The 24,244-nt window shown below is 72.1% G+C and carries 24 protein-coding genes and 1 pseudogene; 17 read left to right on the forward strand and 8 right to left on the reverse strand.

Translation table 11 applies throughout. The annotated features are described in order from the left end of the window. Positions 1 to 48 precede the first annotated feature (48 nt). Positions 49 to 1,740 carry a GMC oxidoreductase gene (locus ASF35_RS04935; RefSeq protein ID WP_055963660.1) on the forward strand — a complete coding sequence of 564 codons (1,692 nt, stop codon included), beginning with the start codon at positions 49 to 51 and terminating at the stop codon, positions 1,738 to 1,740. A gap of 151 nt (positions 1,741 to 1,891) precedes the next feature. On the opposite strand, the gene ASF35_RS04940 is transcribed toward ASF35_RS04935, so the two are convergent. After that, positions 1,892 to 3,463 carry an adenylate/guanylate cyclase domain-containing protein gene (locus ASF35_RS04940; protein WP_055963663.1) on the reverse strand — a complete coding sequence of 524 codons (1,572 nt, stop codon included), beginning with the start codon at positions 3,461 to 3,463 and terminating at the stop codon, positions 1,892 to 1,894. 138 nt (positions 3,464 to 3,601) lie between these two features. Between ASF35_RS04940 and ASF35_RS04945 the strand changes: the two genes are divergently transcribed. Then, positions 3,602 to 4,000 carry a cyclic nucleotide-binding domain-containing protein gene (locus tag ASF35_RS04945; protein WP_055963666.1) on the forward strand — a complete coding sequence of 133 codons (399 nt, stop codon included), beginning with the start codon at positions 3,602 to 3,604 and terminating at the stop codon, positions 3,998 to 4,000. A 126-nt stretch (positions 4,001 to 4,126) separates the two neighbouring features. Here the strand turns inward: ASF35_RS04945 and ASF35_RS04950 are convergent, their stop codons facing one another. Next, on the reverse strand, positions 4,127 to 4,945 hold the full coding sequence (locus ASF35_RS04950) for an adenylate/guanylate cyclase domain-containing protein (protein WP_055963671.1): 819 nt from the start codon (positions 4,943 to 4,945) through the stop codon (positions 4,127 to 4,129). A gap of 213 nt (positions 4,946 to 5,158) precedes the next feature. Between ASF35_RS04950 and guaA the strand changes: the two genes are divergently transcribed. Together guaA and ASF35_RS04960 are read left to right on the forward strand one after the other, a co-directional pair. Next, on the forward strand, positions 5,159 to 6,718 hold the full coding sequence (gene guaA / locus ASF35_RS04955; RefSeq protein ID WP_055963674.1) for a glutamine-hydrolyzing GMP synthase: 1,560 nt from the start codon (positions 5,159 to 5,161) through the stop codon (positions 6,716 to 6,718). A 66-nt stretch (positions 6,719 to 6,784) separates the two neighbouring features. Continuing rightward, positions 6,785 to 7,384, forward strand: coding sequence for a class I SAM-dependent methyltransferase (locus ASF35_RS04960; RefSeq protein ID WP_055963677.1), 600 nt, complete (start codon positions 6,785 to 6,787; stop codon positions 7,382 to 7,384). Between the two features lie 23 nt (positions 7,385 to 7,407). On the opposite strand, the gene ASF35_RS04965 is transcribed toward ASF35_RS04960, so the two are convergent. Continuing rightward, entirely contained in the window at positions 7,408 to 7,803 is a 396-nt protein-coding gene (locus ASF35_RS04965) for a nuclear transport factor 2 family protein (protein WP_055963681.1), read from the reverse strand. Positions 7,804 to 7,919: 116 nt separating this feature from the next. Here ASF35_RS04965 and ASF35_RS04970 point away from each other — a divergent pair, with 116 nt between their 5' ends. Next, positions 7,920 to 8,552: a hypothetical protein gene (locus ASF35_RS04970; RefSeq protein WP_055963683.1), complete on the forward strand. Its 633-nt coding sequence runs from the start codon at positions 7,920 to 7,922 to the stop codon at positions 8,550 to 8,552. A gap of 17 nt (positions 8,553 to 8,569) precedes the next feature. Then, complete coding sequence (locus tag ASF35_RS04975; RefSeq protein ID WP_156367958.1) at positions 8,570 to 9,016, forward strand: GNAT family N-acetyltransferase; 447 nt, start codon at positions 8,570 to 8,572, stop codon at positions 9,014 to 9,016. A gap of 10 nt (positions 9,017 to 9,026) precedes the next feature. On the opposite strand, the gene nhaA is transcribed toward ASF35_RS04975, so the two are convergent. Then, positions 9,027 to 10,304: a Na+/H+ antiporter NhaA gene (gene nhaA, locus ASF35_RS04980; protein ID WP_055963686.1), complete on the reverse strand. Its 1,278-nt coding sequence runs from the start codon at positions 10,302 to 10,304 to the stop codon at positions 9,027 to 9,029. 185 nt (positions 10,305 to 10,489) lie between these two features. Between nhaA and ASF35_RS04985 the strand changes: the two genes are divergently transcribed. The 3 genes from ASF35_RS04985 to ASF35_RS18205 all read left to right on the forward strand — a co-directional run bounded on the left by ASF35_RS04985 (position 10,490) and on the right by ASF35_RS18205 (position 13,251). Continuing rightward, entirely contained in the window at positions 10,490 to 12,019 is a 1,530-nt protein-coding gene (locus tag ASF35_RS04985; RefSeq protein ID WP_055963689.1) for a gamma-glutamyltransferase, read from the forward strand. Between the two features lie 75 nt (positions 12,020 to 12,094). Further along, complete coding sequence (locus ASF35_RS04990; RefSeq protein ID WP_055963692.1) at positions 12,095 to 12,940, forward strand: hypothetical protein; 846 nt, start codon at positions 12,095 to 12,097, stop codon at positions 12,938 to 12,940. Further along, positions 12,937 to 13,251, forward strand: a complete 315-nt coding sequence (locus tag ASF35_RS18205) for an META domain-containing protein (protein WP_055963695.1) — start codon at positions 12,937 to 12,939, stop codon at positions 13,249 to 13,251. The genes ASF35_RS04990 and ASF35_RS18205 overlap by 4 nt, the downstream gene beginning before the upstream one ends. Before the next feature lie 12 nt (positions 13,252 to 13,263). Here ASF35_RS18205 and ASF35_RS05000 read toward each other — a convergent pair whose 3' ends face one another. Beyond that, on the reverse strand, positions 13,264 to 14,043 hold the full coding sequence (locus tag ASF35_RS05000) for a hypothetical protein (RefSeq protein WP_156367960.1): 780 nt from the start codon (positions 14,041 to 14,043) through the stop codon (positions 13,264 to 13,266). Between the two features lie 47 nt (positions 14,044 to 14,090). Between ASF35_RS05000 and ASF35_RS05005 the strand changes: the two genes are divergently transcribed. Next, positions 14,091 to 15,290: an NAD(P)/FAD-dependent oxidoreductase gene (locus tag ASF35_RS05005; RefSeq protein ID WP_055963701.1), complete on the forward strand. Its 1,200-nt coding sequence runs from the start codon at positions 14,091 to 14,093 to the stop codon at positions 15,288 to 15,290. A 127-nt stretch (positions 15,291 to 15,417) separates the two neighbouring features. Here ASF35_RS05005 and ASF35_RS05010 read toward each other — a convergent pair whose 3' ends face one another. Together ASF35_RS05010 and ASF35_RS05015 are read right to left on the reverse strand one after the other, a co-directional pair. Beyond that, positions 15,418 to 16,368 (reverse strand): succinylglutamate desuccinylase/aspartoacylase family protein, encoded by a 951-nt coding sequence (locus ASF35_RS05010; protein ID WP_156364867.1) that lies wholly within the window; start codon positions 16,366 to 16,368, stop codon positions 15,418 to 15,420. Beyond that, entirely contained in the window at positions 16,368 to 16,907 is a 540-nt protein-coding gene (locus ASF35_RS05015) for a RimK/LysX family protein (RefSeq protein WP_082480286.1), read from the reverse strand. Before ASF35_RS05015 ends, ASF35_RS05010 begins: the two co-directional genes overlap by 1 nt. On the opposite strand from ASF35_RS05015, the pseudogene ASF35_RS05020 reads away from it, so the two are divergent. The 7 genes and pseudogenes from ASF35_RS05020 to ASF35_RS05045 form a co-directional block, all read left to right on the forward strand. After that, positions 16,906 to 17,766: pseudogene (locus ASF35_RS05020) on the forward strand (RimK family alpha-L-glutamate ligase); the annotation flags it as partial. The gene ASF35_RS05015 and the pseudogene ASF35_RS05020 overlap by 2 nt on opposite strands. A 63-nt stretch (positions 17,767 to 17,829) precedes the next feature. Next, a complete protein-coding gene (locus ASF35_RS18600; protein WP_369797004.1) occupies positions 17,830 to 18,114 on the forward strand; it encodes a cation:proton antiporter regulatory subunit in 285 nt (94 codons plus the stop codon). Positions 18,115 to 18,226: 112 nt separating this feature from the next. Then, positions 18,227 to 19,321, forward strand: coding sequence for an NADH:flavin oxidoreductase/NADH oxidase (locus ASF35_RS05025; RefSeq protein WP_055963710.1), 1,095 nt, complete (start codon positions 18,227 to 18,229; stop codon positions 19,319 to 19,321). Between the two features lie 27 nt (positions 19,322 to 19,348). Then, positions 19,349 to 19,645, forward strand: coding sequence for a DUF1905 domain-containing protein (locus tag ASF35_RS05030; protein ID WP_055963713.1), 297 nt, complete (start codon positions 19,349 to 19,351; stop codon positions 19,643 to 19,645). 28 nt (positions 19,646 to 19,673) lie between these two features. After that, the gene (locus ASF35_RS05035) at positions 19,674 to 20,036 is read left to right on the forward strand and encodes a hypothetical protein (protein WP_055963716.1); all 363 of its coding nucleotides are present in this window, start codon (positions 19,674 to 19,676) and stop codon (positions 20,034 to 20,036) included. Positions 20,037 to 20,093: 57 nt separating this feature from the next. Beyond that, positions 20,094 to 22,385 carry a phosphoribosylformylglycinamidine synthase subunit PurL gene (gene purL, locus ASF35_RS05040; RefSeq protein ID WP_055963719.1) on the forward strand — a complete coding sequence of 764 codons (2,292 nt, stop codon included), beginning with the start codon at positions 20,094 to 20,096 and terminating at the stop codon, positions 22,383 to 22,385. Positions 22,386 to 22,390: 5 nt separating this feature from the next. Then, positions 22,391 to 22,759, forward strand: a complete 369-nt coding sequence (locus tag ASF35_RS05045) for a sterol carrier family protein (RefSeq protein ID WP_055966188.1) — start codon at positions 22,391 to 22,393, stop codon at positions 22,757 to 22,759. A 63-nt stretch (positions 22,760 to 22,822) separates the two neighbouring features. Here ASF35_RS05045 and ASF35_RS05050 read toward each other — a convergent pair whose 3' ends face one another. Then, entirely contained in the window at positions 22,823 to 24,169 is a 1,347-nt protein-coding gene (locus tag ASF35_RS05050) for a glycoside hydrolase domain-containing protein (RefSeq protein ID WP_082495369.1), read from the reverse strand. Positions 24,170 to 24,244: the final 75 nt, after the last annotated feature.

The following is a 24,244-nucleotide window of genomic DNA, read 5'->3' on the forward strand; positions in this document are numbered from 1 at the left end:
CTCACGACCCCACCCAGCACGACCCCGCAGCACGACGAGAGGTATCCCATGGCATTCGACCACGACGTCATCGTCATCGGCTCAGGCTTCGGCGGCAGCGTGTCCGCGCTCCGCCTGACCGAGAAGGGCTACAAGGTCGCGGTGCTCGAGGCCGGCAAGCGCTTCCGCGACGAGGACTTCGCCAAGACGTCCTGGCGGCTGCGCAAGTTCCTCTGGATGCCGCAGCTGGGCTGCTACGGGATCCAGCGCATCGACAAGCTCAAGGACGTCCTCATCCTCTCCGGTGCCGGCGTGGGTGGCGGGTCGCTCGTGTACGCCAACACGCTCTACGAGCCGCTCGACCCGTTCTACAAGGACCCCGCCTGGGGCCACATCGCCGACTGGAAGGCCGAGCTGGCGCCCTACTACGACCAGGCCAAGCGGATGCTCGGCGTGGCCACCTACCCCTTCGAGACCCCGGCCGACCGGATCATCAAGAAGGTCGCGGCCGACATGGGCGTGGAGGGCACGTTCCACCACACGCCCGTCGGCGTGCTGTTCGGCGACGAGCCCGGCGCGAAGGTCGCCGACCCGTACTTCGGCGGCGCCGGACCCGACCGCAACGCCTGCATCAACTGCGGTGAGTGCATGACGGGGTGCCGGCACAACGCCAAGAACACGCTCGTCAAGAACTACCTGCACCTGGCCGAGCAGAACGGCGCCGAGATCCACGCCCTGACGACCGTCGTGTCGGTCACGCCGCTGCCCGGCGGGGGCTACGCCGTCGAGACCCGTGGCACCAACAAGCGCTTCCGCAAGCACAAGGTCATCACCGCCGAGCAGGTGATCTTCGCCGCCAGCTCGATGGGCACCCAGAAGCTGCTGCACCGCATGAAGGACCGCGGCGTGCTGCCGAAGGTCTCCGACCGCCTGGGCCTGCTCACGCGCACCAACTCCGAGGCGCTCCTGGGCTCGATCTCCGACGGCAAGGACATCGACTACTCCGAGGGCGTGGCGATCACCTCCTCGTTCCACCCCGACGAGTTCACCCACATCGAGCCGTGCCGCTACGGCCGCGGCTCCAACGCGATGTCGCTGCTGCAGACCGTCCTCACCGACGGCAGCCTGCCGACGAAGCGCTGGAAGACCTGGCTCAAGGAGATGTGGAACCAGAAGCGCAACCTGTTCAAGCTGTACGACCTGCGGCACTGGTCCGAGCGCACCATCATCGCGCTCGTCATGCAGACGCACGACAATTCGATCACCACGTACACGAAGCGCAACCTGCTCGGCCGCAAGGTGCTCACGTCGCGCCAGGGCCACGGTGCGCCCAACCCGGCGTTCATCGAGCCCGGGCACGTGGCGGTGCAGCGCATGGCCGAGCACATGGGGGGCACCCCCGGCGGCACCATCGGCGAGCCGTTCAACGTGCCGCTCACGGCGCACTTCATGGGCGGCGCCTGCATCGGCGACTCGCCCGAGACGGGCGTCATCGACCCTTACCACCGCCTGTACGGGTACGAGGGCCTGCACGTGGTCGACGGCTCCGCGATCAGCGCGAACCTGGGCGTCAACCCGTCGCTGACCATCACGGCCCAGGCCGAGCGGGCCATGGCCTACTGGCCCAACCGTGGCGAGACCGACGTCCGGCCCGCCGTGGGCGAGGGCTTCCGGTCCATGGAGCCGATCGCACCCAAGAGCCCCGTGGTCCCCGACGACGCCCCCGGCGCCCTCCGGCTGCCCATCGTCGGGGTCAGCTGAGGCTTCGGCCGTCGGCTCACGATTCCCATCAGGTGAGGGGAATCGTGAGCCCACCATGGTTTCCCCTCACTCACCGGGGGTTGCATCCGCAGGTGGGGGGATTCCCATCAGGTGATGGGAATCGTGGGACAGGCGTGGCAGGCCTACGGCCTCAGGACGCGGACGAGGTGCGCCGCGGCACCGCGGTCCGCGTCTCGTCGGAGCGGCCGCGGAGGACGGTGCTGCCGTGCGACGCCCAGTGCGCCGACTCCTCGGACCCGGCCGCCTCGACGGCCTGCAGGTCGGCCAGCACCCCGCCGTCGACGTCCTTGGCCAGCTCGGTGAGGCGCGACGCGGCGTTGACCGCGTCGCCGATGACGGTGAACTCGTAGCGGGACTCGTCGCCGACGTAGCCTGCGACGGCGCGGCCGGTGGCCACCCCGATCCCGGCGCGGACGCCGACGAGCTCGGTCTCGAGCCGCTCCCCGATGCGACGAGCGGCCGCGAGGGCCTGCCCGGGGTGGTCGTCGAGCGGGCGCGGAGCGCCGAAGACCGCCAGCACGGCGTCGCCCATGAACTTGTTGACCAGCCCGCCGTGGGCGTCGACCTCGGCGATGATCACGCCGAAGTAGTCGTTGAGCATGCCCACGACCTCGTCGGGGTCGCGCTGCTCGGCGTACGTGGTGGAGCCGACGAGGTCGGTGAACAGCACCGAGACCTCGCGGGTCTCACCGCCCAGCCGGATCTCCCCGAGAGCGGCCTCGGCCACGTCGCGTCCCACGTGCCGCCCGAAGGCGTCGCGCAGCCGCTCCCGCTCGAGCAGGCCCGTGGACATCTGGTTGAAGCCGGACTGCAGCATGCCGAGCTCGGAGCCGTCGAACACCTCGATGGTGGTGCCGAACTCGCCGCGCTCCACCTCGCGCATCGCCGCGGTGACCCCCGTGATCGGCTGCACGACGGCGCGCGCCGTCAACCACATGACGAAGAAGCCGAAGCAGAGCACGACGCTGCCGAGCACGAGGGCGACGACGGCCAGCTCGCTGAGCGTCAGCTGGTCGGTGGAGAGGGCCAGGATGCCCACCACGACCAGGCCCACGACGGGTGCGCCCGTGCCGAGCCACCAGAACATGAGGACCCGGGTGGCGGCGCCGAGCCCGCGCGGCTTCTTCATGACCGCGCCGCTGAGGGCGCGTGCGGCCACGGGCCGCATCGCGAACTCCGCGAGCAGGTAGGCGATGGTCGTGACGACGATGGAGGCGATGCCGACCGTGAGACCGGTCGACAGGGCGCGCTCCTCCTGCACGACCAGCGAGAGCACCGTGAACAGGATGGTCGCGAGGATCCAGAGCGCGGCCTGCAGCAGGGTCAGCATGCGGGGGGCGCGCAGCGCGCGGCGTCGGTCCTTGGGCCCGGGCTCACGTCCCTCGATGGCCCACCGCTGCGCCTTGAGCGTGGCCGACGTGCCCCAGGTGGCGCCGACGAGCACCGCGAGCCCGACGTAGCAGGGCACGGCCACGGCGAGCGCGTACGCCATGTCCCGCGTGGGCGCGGGGCTGGGCACCACGAAGACCGAGAGCACGAAGACGATGCCGGCACCGATGACGTTGGTGCTCACCAGGAAGAGGGTGAGCAGCAGCTGGATGCGGAACCTCAGCCGGCTGGGGTCCTGCTCGGCCGGACCGAGCAGCACCGACCCGAAGGCACGCCGGGACCGGGTGGCCGAGCGGGAGGGACGATCGTCCACGTCGGACCTTCCAGGGCTGGCGGTGGGGACGTGCGGCAGCGTACCGTCAGCATGCCGCGGCGTGTCCTCCCTCCGCTCGAGTCGTTGGACGAGTTGCGGCGCCCTCCCACCCCGGTGTCGCACGACCGAGAGGAAGCCATGGCACGCAAGGCAGACCGCGAGACCATCGACGCACTGACGCGCGTCACCGACTTCGACGCCGAGACCGTCGAGAAGCTCGCCGGCGTCGGTCGTCCGGTCAACATCCCCGAGGGCTGGGCGGTCATGATCGAGAACACCCCCGCCGACAAGGCGTACATCATCCTCGAGGGGACGATGGAGGTGCGGCGCCAGAAGCAGCCGATCGCCGAGCTGGAGGCCGGCGACGTGATCGGTGAGATGGCCCTGGTCAACGGCAAGCTGCGCAACGCGACCGTCGTGGCGAAGACGCCCGTCAAGGCCCTGCACCTGACCGACTCCGACGTGGCCGAGCTGCTCGACCACGACCCGAACTTCGCCTCCAAGCTGCAGCAGAAGGCCACCGAGCGCCTCGACTGATCCCCCCCCGAGCGGTGAGTTCTCCACCGAATCGGGCGGCCACGCCCCGCGCGGTGCGGATTCCACCGTCTCAGCGCTGAGACGGTGGAATCCGCACCGGCCGAGCGGGGGGCCGAGCGCTCGCGCTCAGACCTTCCAGTCGATCGCGTGGACGACCTGCCTGCCCGGGATCCCCTTGAGGTCGACCTCGCGGCTCTCCAGCACGGCGGGCCTGTCCTCGCCGTGGGTCTCCTCCAGCGACTCGAGCGCACCATCGCTCACGAGCACCTCGCCGCCCTCGGCCTGGGCCGCCACGCGTGCCGCGTAGGCGACGTTGCGGCCGAACAGGTCGCCGTCGCGGTGCACCGCCGAGCCCTGGTGCACGCCGATCCGCACCGCCACCCCGCTCAGGCGTGACCCGGGCCGCGCACGGGTGATCCGACGCTGCACCTCGGCCGCGGCGGCCACCGCCTGCGCGGCGTCGGTGAACGCCACCATGAATCCGTCGCCCTGGGTCTTGATGACGTAGCCGCCGTTGCGGCTGACGGCCCGGTTGACGACAGCGTCGTGCCGCGAGAGCAGCTGCACCCAGCCGCGGTCGCCCAGGGCGTGGTTGAGGGCAGTCGAGCCCTCGATGTCGGAGAACAGGATCGCCACGGTCCCGTCGCGCGAGGCCATGCGGGCGAGGTCGGGACGCTCCACGTCGGCCCAGCGGGCGAGGTCGTCGATCGAGCTGCGCAGCGTTCCGCTGAAGCCCTTGTCCTTCAGGCTGATCGCGGTGCCGACGACGGTGCGGACGGCGTCGGACGGCGTGGGCACCAGCCGGATGCGCGGCCGTTCGGTCCGGATCGCCCGCTTCAGCTGCGCGATGCGGCGGCGTGCGCCGAGCAGCAGGCCCCAGGCCACGACGAGCGACACGGCCAGCGCGGCGCAGGTGACGGAGAGGACGATCTCGAGGACGGACATCGCAGCCAATCTACGGCGCTGGGGCGGGGGAGTGCCGGACAGCACAGGACCCGGCCTGGAGGGAGCTCACGGGCCGGGTCCTGTATGTGCCACGAGGAGCGGGCACGGTGGATCTCACGGGAGGGAGTGTAGTGAGATCCGTCCTGATCAACGACGCTCCCCAGAGGGGGTTACGAGGGTCTGGAGAAATATTTCGACCGATACGATGACGGGGTGACTCCAGACCACGACCTCGTCCTCGTCGTCGACTACGGCGCCCAGTACGCGCAGCTGATCGCGAGGCGGGTCCGCGAGGCGCGCGTCTACTCCGAGATCGTGCCGCACACGATGCCCGTCGAGGAGATCCTCGCCCGCAAGCCGGCCGCGATCATCCTCTCGGGCGGCCCGTCGTCGGTGTACGAGCCGGGCGCCCCCCAGCTCGACCCGACCATGGTGGAGTCCGACGTGCCGGTCTTCGGCATCTGCTACGGCTTCATGGCCATGGCCGCGGCGCTCGGCGGCGACGTCGCCCGCACCGGCCAGCGTGAGTACGGACGCACCTCGGTCGAGGTGCTCGACCCCGGGACCCTGCTCCAGGGACTGCCCGGCCCCATCACCTCGTGGATGTCGCACGGCGACGAGGTCGTCGGCGCACCCGACGGCTTCACCGTCAACGCGCGCTCCCCGCGGGCGACGGTGGCGGCGTTCGAGAACACCGACCGTCGACTCGCCGGGGTGCAGTGGCACCCCGAGGTCCTGCACTCCGAGCACGGCCAGCAGGTGCTGGAGCGGTTCCTCGTCGAGATCGCCGGATGCCGCCAGACGTGGACCAGCGTCAACATCGTCGAGGAGCAGGTCGAGAAGATCCGCTCCGAGGTCGGCGACGCCCGGGTCATCTCGGCGTTGTCCGGCGGCGTCGACTCGGCCGTCTCGACCGCTCTGGTCCAGCGCGCGGTGGGCGACCGGCTCACGGCCGTCTTCGTCGACCACGGGCTGCTGCGCGAGGGCGAGGCCGAGCAGGTCGAGCGGGACTACGTCGAGGCCACGGGGGTCGACCTCAAGGTCGTCGACGCGCGGGAGCGGTTTCTCGGCCACCTGGCCGGGGTGAGCGACCCCGAGACCAAGCGCAAGATCATCGGCCGCGAGTTCATCCGCGTGTTCGAGGAGGCCGAGCGGGAGGTGCTGGCCACCCCGGGCCCGCCGGTCAAGTTCCTGGTGCAGGGCACGCTCTACCCCGACGTCGTCGAGTCCGGCGGCGGCGAGGGTGCGGCCAACATCAAGAGCCACCACAACGTGGGCGGCCTGCCCGAGGACCTCGAGTTCTCGCTGGTGGAGCCGCTGCGCACCCTGTTCAAGGACGAGGTGCGCGAGGTGGGCCGCCAGCTCGGCATCCCCGAGGCCATCGTCGGCCGGCACCCGTTCCCCGGTCCCGGTCTCGCCATCCGCATCGTGGGTGCCGTCGACGCCGAGCGCCTCGCGATCCTGCGTCGGGCCGACGCGATCGTGCGCGAGGAGACGTCGGCCGCAGGTCTCGACGGCGACATCTGGCAGTTCCCGGTCGTGCTGCTCGCCGACGTCCGCTCGGTGGGCGTGCAGGGCGACGGCCGCACCTACGGCCACCCGATCGTGCTGCGCCCCGTCTCCAGCGAGGACGCGATGACCGCCGACTGGAGCCGCCTGCCCTACGAGGTGCTCGAGCGGATCTCCACCCGCATCACGAACGAGGTGGAGGACGTCAACCGCGTCGTCCTCGACATCACCAGCAAGCCGCCAGGCACCATCGAGTGGGAGTGAGCCGGGCGGGCTGACCTGCGGGCACCCGGCTCGGGGACGGCCGTCCGGTGCGAGAGGCTTGGGGACATGTCACTCGAGTCCGTCCGTGGTTCGTACGGAGCGAGAGCGGACGAGTACGTCGAGGCGGTCGGCCGGATCGAGCACGTGGCCGCCCCCGACCTGGCACTCGTCGAGAGATGGGCCCGCCGCATCGAGGGGCCTGTGCTCGACGTCGGCTGCGGCCCCGGACAGTGGACGCACCATCTCGCCGGACTCGGCACGGATGTCGAGGGCGTCGATCCCGTGCCCGAGCTGATCGAGAGGGCGCAGACCGCCTACCCCGACCAGCGCTACCGGGTCGGGCGAGCCGAATCCCTGGGCGTCGACGACGGTTCGCTCGGCGGTGTGCTCGCGTGGTACTCACTGATCCACACTGCCCCCGAGCAGATCGGCGCAGCCCTGACCGAGCTCGCCCGGTGCATCCGGCCCGGCGGCGGTCTCGCGCTGGGGTTCTTCACCGGGCCGACGCTGGAACCGTTCGAGCACGCGATGACCACGGCCCACTACTGGCCCGTCGACCTCTTGTCGTCCGAGGTCGAGGGGGCCGGCTTCGCCGTCACGCACACCGAGTCGCGAACCGATCGCCCCGCCCGGTCGCACGGAGCGATCCTCGCGACCCGCGCGTGACGTGACCGGGAAGCTCGGGCTGCTCAGGCCGGTCCGGCGCCGCGCTGACGGTCGAAGGCCGCGCGGATCGGGGCGGTGTCGTACACGATGTGCAGCCGATCGATCCGACCGTCCGCGTCGAGCTCGGCCACGTCGACCACGGTGAAGGGTGCGGGCTCGCCGCTGGCCAGGGTCCAGTCGAAGTCGAACCACAGGCTCACGACGGTGCGGCCGTCGACCTCGCCGGTCATCGTCGTCCGCAGCGTCAGCCGCGACTGGCCGGTGTCCGCGAGCAGGAGCGGGTAGAACTCGGTCGCCGGGAGGGTGCCGTACAGGGGCGAGACCACCGTCGCGTCAGGGGCGAACAGCGCCAGGACACCGGCGAGGTCGCCGGCCTCGAGTGCCTCGAGGTAGCGGTGGGAGAGCTGCGCCGGTTGCATGTCCTGATCCCACCACGGACGCGTCCGACCCCACGCCATCGGGACGTGTTGCTAGTGTCGAGGGCTGTGCTGGTCGTCGATCCCGGACCGGCTGTCGATCTCGGGAGGTGCCGCGCGTGAACCCCAAGTTGAGGCTGGTCCTCGTCGGCCTGGTCCTCGTGGTGCTCGCCGGCCTCGGCGGCTGGGCCCTCATCGGCGGTGGAGGCGACGACGCCGAGCCGCTCGCCTCACCCAGCTCGGAGCCGGAGGCCACGCAGAGCCCCTCGGCCTCGCCGTCGCCGACCGGGACCCCGAGCCCCACCGAGTCGGCCACCACGAGCTGCGAGGACGCCGACACCCAGTTCAACGTCGAGGGCGTCGAGCAGGACAGCTTGCTGCCTGACTGCGGGACCCGCGTGGTCAACGTGCGCCAGCAGGAGGCGTCGGGACTCGACCTCGGCTGCGGCGGCACGTACCCGGTGATCCTCTACAAGACCACCACCACCGACGGCTCCAAGGCGTCCGTGTGCGGGCGGAACTCCTCGGGCGAGCGGTTCCGCGTGGTCGTGAAGCCCGCGGGCGACGACGTCATCGACATGGCCGGCGACTACGACCCGGGCAACGACGCGTTCGTCGGCGAGAAGGGCTCCACGCTCTACGAGATCGTCGGCCGCAACGGCTCGATCGTCGTGTCCACCGAGAACGGCAGCCGCACGCTCGAGTCCGACGGCGACTGGAGCTCGCTCGACAACGAGCCCGACGGGGACTGACCACGGTGCTCCTGCCGGTGCGTGCCGCTGACGTGCCGGACCTCGCTCGCTTCCTCCGCGACGCCGACCTGACGGTCGCCGGGCTCGACGCCCCGGGCCTGCGCTGCTGGATCGAGCGCGACGTCGACGGCGCCGTGGTCGGCAGCACCGGCTACGAGGCCGGCGACGACGGGGCGCACGTGCTGGTCCGCAGCGTCGCCGTGGCCCCCGATCGTCGTGTCGGCGGCCACGGGACCCGACTGGCGCGGTTCGCCCTCGACCGGGCCGCCGGGTCCGGCGCCACCACGGCCTGGCTGTTCAGCCGCCGGTCCGGTCCGTTCTGGCAGGGCCTTGGCTTCGTGCCGGCCGACCTCGCGGACCTGGCCGGGGCGCTCGCCACCACGCAGCAGGTGCAGCTGTTCGCCCGCACCGGCCAGCTCGACGTCGAGCGTGCGTGGTCGCGGCCCCTCGTGCCGGCGTCCTGACGGCCGCGTCTCAGCCCTGGTAGACGTCGGGGATTCCGTCGGCGTCGTCGTCGCGGGTCTCCCGCTCGTGGATGAGCCGGTACGCGCGGTTGCGCAGGCGCAGCACCGCCACGGCGAGCAGGGCCGACGTGAGCGAGCCGAGCAGCACGCCGACCTTCACGTGCTCGTCGGACTCGCTGCCGACACCGAACGCCAGCTCGCCCACGAGCAGCGCGACGGTGAACCCGATGCCCGCGAGCAGCCCGACGCCGACGAGGTCGATCCACTCCAGGTCGTCGTCCAGCTCGGCCTTCGTGAACCGGGCCATGAGCCAGGTGAAGAGGAGGACGCCGAGCGGCTTCCCGATCACGAGCCCGGCGATGATGCCCAAGGTCACCGGGTCCCGCAGCGCCTCGACGAACCCGGAGGCGCCCTCGATCGCCACGCCTGCGGAGAAGAACGCGAAGACCGGGACGGCCACGGTCGAGGACAGCGGCCGCACGATCTCCTCGAGGTGCTCGGCGAGGCCCGGGCCGTCCTGGCCGTCGCGACGCAGGACCGGGACGGTGAAGCCGAGCAGCACGCCGGCGACGGTGGCGTGCACCCCGGAGGCGTGGACGAGGGCCCAGGCGGTGACCGCGAGCGGGATCAGCAGCCAGGGCGAGCGGATGCGCTGCTGCACGAGGGCGCCGAACGCCGCGATGGGCAGCAGGGCGAGCAGCAGCCAGATCGCGTCGAGGTCGGAGGTGTAGAAGATCGCGATGATCGTGATGGCCAGGAGGTCGTCGACGATCGCCAGCGTGAGCAGGAACAGGCGCAGGCCGGTGGGCAGGAACGAGCCGACGACGGCGAGCACGGCGATGGCGAAGGCGATGTCGGTGGCGGCCGGGATGGCCCAGCCGACCGGCCGGCCGGCGTCGTTGATGCTGTTGATCGCCACGTAGATCAGCGCAGGCATGGCCATGCCGCCGATGGCGGCGACGATCGGGACCGCGGCGCGCGAGGGGTCGCGCAGGTCGCCGGCGACGAACTCGCGCTTGAGCTCGAGGCCAACGACGAAGAAGAAGATCGCCAGCAGGCCGTCGGCGGCCCACGCGCCGATGGAGAGGTCGAGGTGCAGCGACGCGGGACCGATCACCGTGTCGCGGACCTGGGCGTAGGTGTCGGTGGTGTTGGCCGCGACGAGAGCCAGGATCGCCGCGATCATCAGCAGCGCACCGCCGAAGGTCTCGGCGCGCACGAGCTCGCCGATGCGTTGGGTCTCGAGCCAGGAACCGCGGGTGAGCAGGCGACGGCGGGGGGTGGTCATGGGGTCGCGATCTCCAATGGGGTCGATGAACTGACGCCGACCAGACTTCCCGGCACACCGCGATCCATTCTACCGGCGACCGCCCCCACGACGCGATTCGACGGGATCGTGACGTCCTCCTCGCCCCCGACCGTCACCGACCCGTCGGATCGCGGGGCCGGGGCGCGGGAGACTAGCCTGCGTCCATGCCTGACGTCGCGATCGCCGCACCCAACGAGGCGGCGGCCGACGCGGGGGAGCAGGTGGCCCTGGCCGGTGGGAACGCGGTCGACGCCGCCCTCGCCGCCGCCCTCGTGACCATGGTCAACGAGGTCGGCATCGTCTCGCTCAGCTCGGGCGGGTTCGTCACGGTCCAGCCGGCCGACGGGTCCGCGCCGGTCACCGTCGACGGGTGGATGGACATGCCGGGCCGCGGCCCACGGTCCGGCCCCTCGACGCCGGCACGGCCCGACACCGACACCGATCCCGACACCGGGACCTGGGACGTCCGCACGGACTACGGCGGCGGCGTGACGGTCACGATCGGGCCGGGCTCGGTGGCCGCGCACGGCGCCGTGGCGGCCTTCGAGGAGACGCACGCGCGCTGGGGGTCGGTGCCGTGGCGCGAGATCGTGGCGCCGGCCGTCGACGTCGCGCGCGGCGGGTTCCGGCTGGGGTCGGCGTCGCGGTACTACCTGGAGTACGTGCATGACGACATCTTCGGGTGGGACGAGCAGAGCCGGGCCTGCGTGCACGACGCCTCCGGTGCCGTCACGACCGACCTGGTGGTGGTGCCCGACCTGGCCGCGACGCTCGAGGTCATCGCGGCCGACGGTGCATCGGCGCTGCACACGGGCGACCTGGCTCGACTGATCTGTGACGACGTGCAGGCCCGCGGTGGCCTGCTGGGCCGCGAGGACCTCGCGGCGTACCGCCCGGTCGTGCGTCCGGCGCTGCGGGTGGAGCTGGGGGACTGGACGCTCGGCACCAACCCCACGCCGGCGGTGGGTGGCGTGTGCGTCGCGGCGATGCTGCGACTGCTCGACGGCACACCGCACGCCGTGGTCGACGGCCGCTGGTCCGAGGCCGACGTCGCCCGCCTCGTCGAGGTGCAGCGCGCCGTGCTGGGCCATCGGCTCGACGTGCTCGACCACAGCCACGACCTGGTGGCCGACGCGTTGGCCTACCTGGCGTCGGTGGACGACGAGGTGCGGTCGGCGGGCTCGACCGCGCACGTCTCGGCGACGGACGGCGACGGCGGAGCCTGCTCGGTCACGGTCTCGTCGGGCTACGGCTCGGGGATGATCGCGCGGGGCACCGGCATCTGGCTCAACAACTGCCTGGGGGAGCAGGAGCTCAACCCCCGCGGCCTGCACGGGCTGGAGCCGGGCACGCGCCTGCTGTCGAACATGGCGCCCACGGTCGCGCACCACCGCGACGGTGCGGCGCTGGCGATCGGCTCGCCCGGCGCGGACCGGATCTCCACGGCCGTCGCCCAGGTGGTCGCGGGCTTCACGAACGGCGGCATGGGGCTGCAGCAGGCGGTGAACCATCCGCGGGTCCACGTGCACCGCGCCGGACGACCGGACGAGGTCGTCAAGGTCGAGACCGACTTGACGATGTACTACGGCGGGGTGGGTGCGACCCTGCTGCGCCGTGACGCGGCCGGCGAGCTGCACCTGGAGGCGGCCGCCGATCCCCGCCGGGACGGGGCCGTCCGGCTCGTGCGGTCCTGACGGACCCTCGCGACGCTCGAGGACGGGTCGGACAACCACGTGACACCGCCACTGTCACGGTCCTACGCTGCGAGCATGAACCTCGTCGGTCTGGCCACCCTGCCCTTGCGCGTGACCATCTCGGCCACGCGCACGACGTTGGCGCTGGGTCAGCTGGCCGCACCCGACGGCCCGATCCTGCGCGAGGGCGGCTACGGGACCCGCATCGCGGTGCTGATCGGCGAGGACGGCCTGCTGGAGCAGCTCGCCAAGCTCCTGGCCGACGAGCGCGGGATCATCGCGCTCGGCAACCTCGTCGCCGACATCACGGCCGAGGACCGACCCGTCGGCAAGGCGCTGCAGCGGGACGGGCTCGTGGATCGGATGGCGTCCGAGGAGGGCCCGTTCGTGCGGCTGCTCGAGGCCGACGGCCCGCTCGACCGCGCCCTGGCCGAGGACGGACCGCTCTATCGCTTCCTCGCGCCCGGAGGCTCGCTCGACCGCCTGCTGGCGCCCGACGGGCCGCTCGAGCGGCTGACGGCGCCGGGCGGGCCGATCGAGCGGATGCTGGTGCCCGGCGGGCCGCTGGACCGCATCCTCGAGCAGGACGGCACGCTCGAGAACGTGCTGAAGCCCGGCGGCCTGCTCGAGAAGCTGCTCGAGGAGGAGGGCATCCTCGAGAACCTGCTGATGCCGGGCGGGACGCTCGACCAGCTGGTCTCCCTGGGGGCGACGTTCGACGCGATCGTGCCGCGGCTCGAGGCGCTGGGCAACGCCATCCCCAACCTCAACCAGGCGGTCGCGGTGCTGAGCGGGGCCGTGGAGCCTCTCGGGACGCTGGCGCAGCGGCTTCCCGGTGGACGTCGGCGCGGCGTGCTCGCCTCCGCATCGCCGTCGTCACCGACGACGGCGACCTCCGACGACCTCTACGGCAGCGAGTGAGCACGCCGGCACGGACCGACGTCGTCGGGCGGTGGCTGCCCGAGGGCGGCCCGCCGCGCGCGTTCCTCGAGCTGCGCGACAACGGCGACCTCGCCGGGCACGACGGCTGCAACCGCTTCGGCGGCCAGCAGTGGTCGCTCGACGGCAAGAAGGTCGTCACGAGCGGCGCACGCGTCTCGACGCTGATGGCCTGCCCCGACGTCGACACCTGGCTCGGCCAGGCGACCACCTTCGTGTGGGACGACGGCCACCTGCGCGCCGTCGGACCCGACGGCACCGACCTCGGCGTCCTGCTCACCGACCCGGACTGAGCCGGTCGGACGTCACTGGGTGAACGTGGCCGCTCCCTTGCGGAGACGCTCGACGGTGTCGCGGGCGAGGCGCTGCGCGAGCTGCTCCGCGGCGTCGGCGTCGCGGCCCGGTGCGGACATGCTGACGAACACGCCGACCACCACGCGGCCCTCGCCCACCAGCAGGCTCACGACGCGCTGGGCCGGGTCGCCGGTCTCGGCCGAGTCGAGCCGGTAGGAGCTCAGGTAGCCGTCGAGCCCCTGCACGGTGACGTCGTCGAGCGACCCCTCGCCCGAGCTCGCCGGGACCTCACGGCCGCCGCCGACGGGCTTGGCGGGGATGTCGAACGTGCCGTCGTAGGGCTTCTGGTCCTTGCGCAGACCGGCCATGAAGGTGCGGGCCGCCTCGGCGTCGTCGAGCAGGTTGAGGTTGACGACCGCGACGTCGTTGGGAGCACTCGTGGTGCCGTTGCGCTCGATGTCCACGGGGTTGCCGACGGAGTCGAGGCGCACGGAGAACGCCCAGAACGGATGACCGACGTCGGACCCGGCGCACTTCTCCTCGTCCTTCGGGCACTGGAAGTCGACGTCCGAGGCGCCCGGCACCTGGTCCAAGGTGGGCAGGGCGCCCTCGATCGCGGCCTCCTCGGTGGGCAGCGGTGCCGGGCTGGACGCGGACGCCGTCGGCTCCGGGTCGGATCCCCCCTGACCGCATCCGGCGAGGACGGCGAGGACGGCGAGAGCCGTCGTGGCGAGTCGAACCGAGCGGCGCATGAGTCGTTCCCCCTGGGTGGCGTAGGGGCATCGTGGCACGCCGTGACCCGGGTTGCCGTGGAGACCAGCCGTGGCAGGCTCGAAGCATGGACATCGTCATCATCGGGGGCGGCCTCGCCGCGGCCAAGGCGGCCGCCGCCCTGCGCGAGAACGGGCACGACGGAGCACTCACGATCGTGGGCGACGAGGACCGGCTGCCCTACGAACGGCCGCCCCTGTCGAAGGACGTCCTGCTCGGCGAGGCGCCGCTCGACGACGCCACGGTGCAGCCCCAGGAGTGGTACGACGAGCACGACGTCCGCCTGGTCACCGGGGTGGCGGCCGAGCGCCTCGACGTCGAGGCGCACCGCGTGCACCTGGCCGACGGCCAGGTGGTGCCGTACGACAAGGCGGTCCTCGCCACGGGCGCGCGGCCCGCCGTCCCGGACTCCATCGCCGGCGGGGCCGACGCGTACTTCCTGCGCAACGCGGCCGACGTCGAGAGGCTGACGGCCGCGTTCGCGGACGCGTCGTCGGTGATCGTGGTCGGCGGCGGCTGGATCGGTCTCGAGGTCGCCGCCGCCGCGCGGCACCACGACCTGAGCACCACCGTCGTGCTCCGCGGCGACGTGCCGCTCGCGTCGGTCATGGGGGAACGCCTGGGCCGCTACTTCGCGGACGTTCACACGTCGCACGGGGTCACCCTGCGCACGGGCGAGCGGGTCGACGCCGTGACCGCGCGCACCGTCCGCCTCGGCGGTGGCGAGGTGCTCGAGGCCGACGTGGTCGTGCTGGGCGTGGGCGCCACGCCCAACGTCGAGCTGGCGGAGGCGGCCGGGCTGCTCGTCGACGACGGCGTGGTGACCGACGAGCACTTCGCGACCAGCCACCCCGACGTGCATGCCATCGGCGACGTCGCCTCGACGCTCCACACGGGTCGCGGCGAGGCCGTCCGGGTCGAGCACTGGGACGACGCGGTGCGCCAGGGCGAGGCCGTGGCGTCGGTGCTCCTCGGCCACGACGCGGCGTACGACTGGGAGCCGTACTTCTTCACCGACCAGTACGACCTGGGCATGGAGTACGTCGGCCACGGGTCGGGCGACGACGACGTGGTGGTCCGCGGCGAGCTGGACGACGGCGCCGGGGACGGCGAGTTCATCGTCTTCTGGCAGCGCGACGGCGTCGTGACCGCGGCCATGAACGTCAACATCTGGGACGTCCAGGACGACCTGCGCGCCCTCGTCGGCCAGGAGGTGTCGGCCGAGCGCCTCGCCGACCCGAACGTCGAGCTCGCCGACCTCGCCTGACGGCGGATGAAGATTCCCAGGTCGACCTGGGAACCATGCAGACGCACGGGTTGCTACCCGTGCAGTCGTAGGGAAAACCGTGCAGTCCGGAGATTCCCAGGTCGACCTGGGAATCTTCCGGGACGGGTCAGACCTCGGCGACGTGCACGACGGCGTCGCCGCTGTTGACCACGGGGGCCTCGGTGCGGCCGATGACGACGCCGGACCGCTCGGCGTGGACGAGGCGCACCCGCTTGCCGAAGGAGTCGAACAGGCCACCGATGCGCTGGCCCTCGGTCACGTGCTCGCCGAGGGCGACCTCCAGGTGCAGCATGCCGGTGCCGCGGGCCCGCACCCAGCTGCTCCTGTACGACGCCTGGCTGGGGGCGGGCGGATCCTCGTCCACCGGCTCGGTCATGCCGAGCGCGGCGAGCACCCGACGGACGCCGCGCACGCCGGCGTCGATCGCCCAGGCGTCCATGCGCCACGCCTCGCCCGCCTCGTAGAGGAGCACGGTCGCACCGGCCTCGCGCGCGGCCGCCCGCAGCGACCCGTCACGGATCTTGGCGTGCAGCATCACCGGTGCGGCGAACGCCTCGGCCAGCTCACGGGTGCGGTCGTCCTCCAGGTCGGCGCGGATCTGCGGCAGGTTGGTCCGCCGGTCCGACCCCGTGTGCAGGTCGATGCCGACGTCGCACTTGGCCACCACCTCGGTCATCATCAGGTGCGCGATGCGGGAGGCGAGCGACCCGCGGGCCGAGCCCGGGAACGAGCGGTTCAGGTCGCGGCGGTCGGGCAGGTAGCGGTCACCGGTCATGAAGCCGAGCACGTTGACGATGGGGATCGCGATGAGCGTGCCCCGCATCGACTTGGGGTCGATGTCGGCGAGCACCTGGCGGATCACCTCGACGCCGACCGCCTCGTCGCCGTGGATCGCGGCGTCGACCCACACCGTGGGACCGTCCTCGCGGCCGTGCACCACCCGCACCGGCAGGTCGACGTCGGCGCCGGTCACGAGCCGGGTGATGGGCAGCGACACCGCCTTGGCCTGCCCCGGGCGCACCCGGATCGGCCCGATCTCGAAGGACGGACGCGCCATCATCGACCCCGGTTCCGGCGACGGACCCGCACGGGCGGTCGGCCACCGAGGTAGGACTCGCTGGAGTCGACGAGGTACCCCTGCGCCAGGGCCTCCCGGCCGACCAGCATGCGGAAGCCCATCTCGTCGCGCCGCGACAGCGTCACCTCGGACGGCACCACCCGGCCGGCGAGCGTGAGGTCGAGGACCACCACGTAGCGCTCCTCCACGTGACCCGACGACGAGCGGACCTCGCGCAGGTCGAGCACGTCGAGCTCCACCTGCACGGGATCCTCGTCGGTGCCCTGCCAGGGGTGGATGCTGAACCGCACCCGGCCGTGGTCGTCGGGCTCGATGTCGAAGGCGTGCAGCGACGACGTCCGGGCGCCGGTGTCGATCTTGGCCTTGATCCACGGGACGCCGAGGTCGGGGAGACGGACCCACTCCCGCCAGCCGACCAGGGTCTGGTCGAGCAGACCGCCGTCCGGCCCTGCGGCTGGGGCGGGGGTGTAGGAAGGTGGGTGCGTCAATCGTCCGTCCTTCCAGCTCGGGGAGTCCATGAAACTCGCGATCCTGTCACGTGCGCCTCGCTCGTACAGTACGCAGCGCCTGCGCACCGCGGCGCTCGACCGGGGCCACACGGTCAAGGTCCTCAACACGCTGCGCTTCGCGATCGATCTCTCCGGGCCCGAGCCCGACCTGCAGTACCGCGGCAAGCCGCTGTCGCACTACGACGCGGCGCTGCCCCGGATCGGCAACTCCATCACGTACTACGGCACGGCCGTGGTGCGCCAGCTCGAGCAGATGGACGTCTTCACGCCCAACACGTCGTGGGGGATCCAGAACTCGCGCGACAAGCTGCGCGCCAGCCAGATCCTGTCGCGCCACGACATCGGCATGCCGGCCACGACCTTCGTGCGCGACCGGGCCGACGTGATCGCGGCCATCGAGCGGGTCGGTGGGGCGCCGGTCGTCATCAAGCTGCTGGAGGGCACCCAGGGCATCGGCGTGATCCTGGCGCCCGAGATCAAGGTCGCCGAGGCGATCATCGAGACGCTCCAGAGCACGCGGCAGAACGTGCTCATCCAGCGCTTCGTCGCCGAGAGCAAGGGCCGCGACATCCGCGCCCTCGTGGTCGGCGACCGGGTCGTCGCGGCGATGCGCCGCGTGGCCAAGGGCGACGAGTTCCGCTCCAACGTGCACCGAGGTGGCTCGGTGGAGGCGGTCTCGCTCGACCCGGAGTACGAGCGGGTCGCCGTGCGCGCCGCCCAGATCATGGGCCTGCGGGTGGCGGGCGTCGACATGCTCGAGGGCGACGACGGCCCCCTGGTCATGGAGGTCAACTCCTCGCCGGGCCTCGAGGGCATCGAGTCGGCCACGAACCTCGACGTCGCGGGCGCCATCATCGACCACATCGACAACCAGGTCGCCTTCCCCGAGATCGACGTGCGCCAGCGGCTCACCGTCTCCACGGGCTACGGCGTGGCCGAGCTGCTCGTGCAGGCGGCCTCCGACATGGTGGGCAAGCCGCTCGGCGAGAGCGGCCTGCGCGACCGCGACATCTCGGTGCTCACCCTGCAGCGGGGCACCCAGGTGATCCCGAACCCGCGGCGCTCGCACGTGCTGGAGGCGGGCGACCGGCTGCTGTGCTTCGGCAAGCTCGAGGAGATGCGCTCGATGATCCCCAGCCGGCGCCGGCGCACCCGCAAGGTCAAGCGTCTGCCCAAGGACCCGATCCACGAGCCCTGGCCGACCGTCGAGCCCTGAGCCCTGAGCCCTGAGCCCTGAGCGCTGAGCCCTGAGCCCTGAGCCCTGAGTGCTGGGCCGTGGGGTGCGGGGCGGGGAACATCGGCCGCCCGCGCCGCGTTGGCCACCTGACGTGAGCGCTCTCCTCGAACCCGTCACCCTGCGCGGCGTCACCGCCCGCAACCGCATCTGGCTCGCACCGATGTGCCAGTACTCGTGCTTCGCCCGCGACGGCGTGCCGACCGACTGGCACCTCGTGCACCTGGGCGCCCGCGCGACCGGCGGCTTCGGCCTGCTGGTCACCGAGGCGACCGCCGTGGTCCCCGAGGGTCGGATCAGCCCGGAGGACACGGGGCTGTGGAACGACGAGCAGCGGGAGGCCTGGGCGCGCATCGTCGATGTCGTGCACGCTCAGGGCACGCCGATCGGGGTGCAGCTCGCGCACGCCGGCCGCAAGGCCTCCACGTTCGCCCCCTTCGCGCACCCGCGCGCCGCGACCACGGGCGAGGGCAGCGTCGGGCTCGACGAGGGCGGCTGGGAGACGGTCGCCCCGTCCGCGCTCGCCTTCCCCGGCTACGCCGCCCCGCGGGCCCTTGACCTCGAGGAGGTGCGGGCGATCCCGGGTCACTTCGCCGACGCGGCCCGTCGGGCCGATGCCGCCGGCTTCGACCTGGTGGAGGTCCACGCCGCCCACGGGTACCTGCTGCACCAGTTCCTGTCGCCGCTGTCGAACCAGCGCGACGACGAGTACGGCGGCTCGTTCGAGGGCCGCACGCGCCTGGTGGTCGAGGTCGTCGACGCCGTGCGCGCCGTGTGGCCCGACGAGAAGGCGCTGGCCGTCCGGTTCTCGGCCACCGACTGGCTCGACGACGGCTGGACGGTCGACGAGACGGCTCGGCTGTCGCGGCTGCTGGCCGACCACGGTGTCGACGTCGTGGACGTCTCGAGCGGCGGTCTGCTCCCGGCCGAGATCGCCGTGGGCCCCGGCTACCAGGTGCCGCTGGCCCGCGAGGTGCGCGAGGGCTCCGGGCTGCCCACGGGCGCCGTCGGCCTCATCACCGACCCGCAGCAGGCCGACGACGTGCTCACCCGTGGCGACGCCGACCTCGTCCTGCTGGCCCGCGCGGCGCTGCGCGAGCCCGCCTGGCCGCAGCGCGCCGCCCACGAGCTCGGCGACGCGCCCGACGGCCTCTACCCGCTGCAGTACGAGCGCGGCACCTGGCGCTGACGGCGCGTCGGCCGTGAGGATGGGTCCGTGGACGACGCGACCTGGACGTTCGAGCGGCCGCTGTGGCGCGACGGCGCCTGGCACTTCGTCACCGTCCCCGAGGACGTCTCCGACGAGGTCGAGGAGCGCTTCGGCGCCACGGCCGCCGGCTTCGGGTCGGTGCGCGTGGAAGTGACGATCGGAGCCTCCACGTGGCGCACCTCGGTCTTCCCGTCGACGCAGCACCGGGCGTACGTGCTCCCGGTGAAGAAGGCGGTGCGGACGGCCGAGGACGTCCACGACGGCGACGACGCCGTCCTCACCCTGCGCGTCGTCACGGACTAGCGTGCTGCTGCGCGGCTAGGTTCCTCCCATGGACGACGAGGACGGCGTGGCGCGGAACCTGGTCTGGGGTGGGTCGCTGGGTGGACTGTGCGCCTCGCTGCTGGCGGTGGTGCTCGCCGGCGGCGTGGTGGTCTGGCTCGCCCCCTCGTTCGAGGATCCCGCTGCGGTCGGCGACGTGCTCATGGGCGACGGGTTCCGGACGTTCGCGCTGTGGTCCCTGCTGCTGTACGGGGCGGCACTGGTCGCCTGCGCAGCGGGCTCGTGGTGGCTGCGTCCGCGGGGTCCCGGCGGAGGGCGCGGGGGTCCTGCGGTCCTCGGTGGTCTGCTGGGCTTCGGGGGCGTCACCTTCGTCCCCTTCGCGACGGCGCTCTACCTGGCGGGCGTCCGATGAGCCGCTCGCACGGACATGCCCGACGACCGGGGCCGCCCCGCCGATAGGATTCAGTCCGTGACCGACGCATCGCCCGACAGCACGCGCCAGCTCGACACCGTCGCCCACGCGCAGGAGACGCCGGAGCGTGAGCTGCCGTGGGCCGAGCTCGGGCTCAAGCCCGACGAGTACGACCGCATCGTCGAGATCCTCGGGCGACGTCCCACGGGCGCCGAGCTGGCCATGTACTCGGTGATGTGGAGCGAGCACTGCTCGTACAAGTCCTCCAAGGTGCACCTGAAGAAGTTCGGCGAGCTGCCGCAGGAGACCCCGCTGGGCAAGACGCTCGCCGGCATCGGCGAGAACGCCGGCGTCATCGACATCGGCCAGGGCTACGCCGTCACGTTCAAGGTCGAGTCGCACAACCACCCCAGCTACGTCGAGCCGTACCAGGGTGCGGCCACGGGCGTCGGCGGCATCGTCCGCGACATCCTCGCCATGGGAGCGCGCCCCGTCGCGGTCATGGACCCGCTGCGCTTCGGCCCGCTCGACGCCCCCGACACCGCCCGTGTGCTGCCCGGCATCGTCGCCGGCGTCGGCGGCTACGGCAACTGTCTCGGCCTGCCCAACATCGGTGGCGAGGTGGTCTTCGACGAGACCTACCTCGGCAACCCGCTCGTCAACGCGCTCTGCGTGGGCGTGCTGCGCCACGAGGACCTCCACCTCGCGTTCGCCTCGGGCGTCGGCAACAAGGTCGTCCTCTACGGCGCCCGCACCGGCGGCGACGGCATCGGCGGCGTGTCGGTCCTCGCGTCCGAGACGTTCGACGCGGATGGCCCGGCCAAGCGGCCCAGCGTGCAGGTCGGCGACCCGTTCATGGAGAAGCTGCTCATCGAGTGCACCCTCGAGCTGTTCGCGGCCAAGGTCGTCAACGGCATCCAGGACCTCGGCGGCGCCGGTCTGTCGTGCGCCACGAGCGAGCTGGCCAGCGCCGGCGACGGCGGCATGCACGTCGAGCTCGACACCGTGCCCCTGCGCGACCCGTCGCTCTCGCCGGAGGAGATCCTCATGAGCGAGAGCCAGGAGCGCATGATGGCCGTCGTCGAGCCGGAGCACCTCGACGCGTTCATGGCGATCTGCGAGAAGTGGGACGTCGAGGCCGTCGTCGTTGGTGAGGTCACCGACGGCGAGCACCTGGTCATCGACTGGCACGGCGAGACGATCGTCGACGTCCCCCCGCGCTCCGTCGCGCACGACGGACCCACCTACGAGCGCCCCTACGCGCGCCCCGACTGGCAGGACGCCCTGCAGGCCGACACCGCCGAGGCGCTGCCGCGTCCGGCCACCGGCGAACAGATCGGCGAGCAGCTGGTGCGGGTCGTCACGAGCCCCAACCTCGCCGACCCGTCGTGGGTCACCGACCAGTACGACCGCTACGTGCAGGGCAACACGGTCCTGGCCCAGCCCGAGGACGCCGGCATGGTCCGTGTCGACGAGCGGAGCAACCTCGGCGTGGCCGTCTCGACCGACTGCAACGGCCGCTTCGCCAAGCTCGACCCGTACGCGGGGGCCCAGCTGGCGCTCGCCGAGTCGTTCCGCAACGTCGCGGTCACCGGCGCCCTGCCCCTGGCCGTCACGGACTGCCTGAACTTCGGCTCCCCGGAGGACCCGGCGGTCATGTGGCAGTTCGAGCAGGCCACGCACGGACTCAAGGACGGGTGTGCCGAGCTCGGGATCCCCGTCACCGGCGGCAACGTGAGCTTCTACAACCAGACCGGCGAGACGGCCATCCTGCCGACCCCCGTCGTGGGCGTGCTGGGTGTCATCGAGGACGTGCGCCAGCGCGTCCGCCAGGGCTTCACCCGCGATGACGACCACCTGCTGGTGCTCGGCGAGACGCGGGAGGAGCTGTCCGGCTCGTCGTGGGCCGACGTCGTGCACGGTCACCTCGGCGGGCTGCCCCCCACGGTCGACCTCGCCGCCGAGCAGGCGCTCGCCGCGGTCGTGCGCGAGGCCGGTCGGCGCGGGCTGCTCACGTCGGCGCACGACCTGTCCGACGGCGGTCTCGCCATGGCGCTGGCCGAGGGTGCGTTCGCGCACGGTGTCGGCGTGCGGGTCGTGCTCGACGACGACCCCTTCGTGCAGCTGTTCAGCGAGTCCGCCGCGCGCGCCCTGCTGGCCGTTCCCGAGCACCACCACGACGAGGTCGCGGAGATCGCGGCCGAGCACGGGGTCGAGCTGACGTCGATCGGTCGCACGGGCGGCTCGGCCTACGAGGTGGCCGGTCAGTTCACGATCGACCTCGAGGACCTGCGCGACGCGTGGAGCGCCACGCTGCCCGCGGTGCTCGGCCCCGTCCTCGGCGGCTGAGCCGCGTGGCGCGCCCGTCCACCCTGCTCACGCCGGAGGTCGTCGACGGCCTGCTGGCCCGGCTCGACGACGGTGACGACGCTCGCGAGGTGGTCAAGCCCCTGGTCAAGCACTACCTGGGTGCACTGGCCCAGCGGGCGCCCGGTCGCAGCGTGGAGGTGCGGGTCCCGCCCTTCGCGGCCGTCCAGTGCATCGAGGGCTCCACGCACACCCGCGGCACGCCGCCGGCCGTCGTGGAGATGGACGCGGCCACCTGGATCGCCCTGGCCCGCGGGTCACTGGCGTGGAGCGAGGCGTCGGCCGACCGGACGCGGGTGCGGGCCTCGGGGCAGCGCTCGGACCTCTCGCCCCACCTGCCGCTCGACGACGCGTAGCCGCCCCGTCGGAGGGGGGCAGGGTCGGACGGGCCGGCGCGGACCGGGACCGAGCCGCAGCCGTCAGAGGTTGCCGCGGCGCAGGAGCGACCACTGCGACGAGGTCACCGTCTGCAGTGCGGCCTGCTTGTTGTCGCGGCGCAGCTGCTGGGCGGCCCTGACCGTGGCGGTGTCGAGCACGCCCTTCACCGACGGCGCGTAGCCGGCGGCGCGCAGCGAGCGCTGCAGCCGCCAGACCGCCGAGCCCGTCGAGCCGTACTTCAGGACCTTCGGCGTCGAGCCCTCCGCGAGGAGTGCGGTCCACACCGGACGACTGACGACGCCGTTGCGGCTCCAGCCCTTGCTCGCGCGGTACGCGTTGATGCCCGAGACGGTGCCGGACCCGACCTCGCCCGTCACGGACTTCTTGAGGCCGCGCTCCTGGAGCAGGCACTGCAGGGCCTCGACGGCCTTGCCCTTCGAGCCCGCACGCAGCGTCGGGTAGGACGCGAGTGTGAGGTCGACACCGCAGGACCGCGGTTCCGTGGTGGCCACGGACCCCGTGCCCACGCGCATCAGGTTGCGGTCGATCGTGAGGCGGTGCCCGCCGTACGTCTCGTTCACGTTGTTGTGGAACTGGTGGATGCGGGCGTTCTTCCAGCCGGTGTCGGACAGGTACGGACCGCCGTCCACGTTCGCCACCTTGTTCGTCCACGCGAACCACACCTGGTCGAACTGCGTGAAGCCCGAGAACTTCTTGGCGCCGGAGCGGACGTCGTCGACGAGCTTGATGGCGGCCGAGCCGCTGGAGTAGATCCCGGAGCGGAACTTCGACGCCTTCAGGGTCTCGGTCCAGGCGTCGGAGAACGCGAGGACGGCGTTGTCGCACGTCGTGGTGCGGGCGTACCACTCGATGTCGAGGTAGGCCACCGAGCCTGCGCCGAAGCCGTACTTCTTGAGGGCGGCGATGGCCTCGCGCGCGTCGGCGGCACCCTGCTTGCGGGCCGTCGTCTGCGACGTCGACATCCTCTTCTTCTGCACGCGGCTCTGCGGGTTGTTCTTGAAGCAGGGCGACTGGTAGCCCACGTGGATCGGCATGAAGCCCCACCCGGCGTCGGCGTTGTGCTGGACCCACGACTTCGAGAGGTTCGGCTGGTAGCGGTCCCCGCAGTAGCGGGAGTTGCCGGACACGTAGATGCCGACGGCCGAGTAGGGCGAGTCGCGCATCCACGCGTCCATGACCGTGGTGCTCGGCGCGACGCACGCGTCGAAGGCGTAGGCGGTCCGGTCACCGGGCGCCGCCGGAGTGGCCGCCGAGGCGGGCCCGGGCAGGGCGAGCGTGACGAGGACGGACGCGAGGAGCGCGCAGGCGAGGGTCAAGGCCTGCCGCCCTGCGCCGAGGTGAGACGGGGGGGAAGTCACCGTAGGCATGGTCCGAAGGCTACGGAACGTGTGGCGTCCTGTCAGGTGCACGAGGGATTCTCGCCGCGGCGTCCGAACGGCAGG

This window comes from Aeromicrobium sp. Leaf291 (genome assembly GCF_001423365.1).
In the GTDB taxonomy this organism is placed as follows: Bacteria; Actinomycetota; Actinomycetes; order Propionibacteriales; family Nocardioidaceae; genus Aeromicrobium.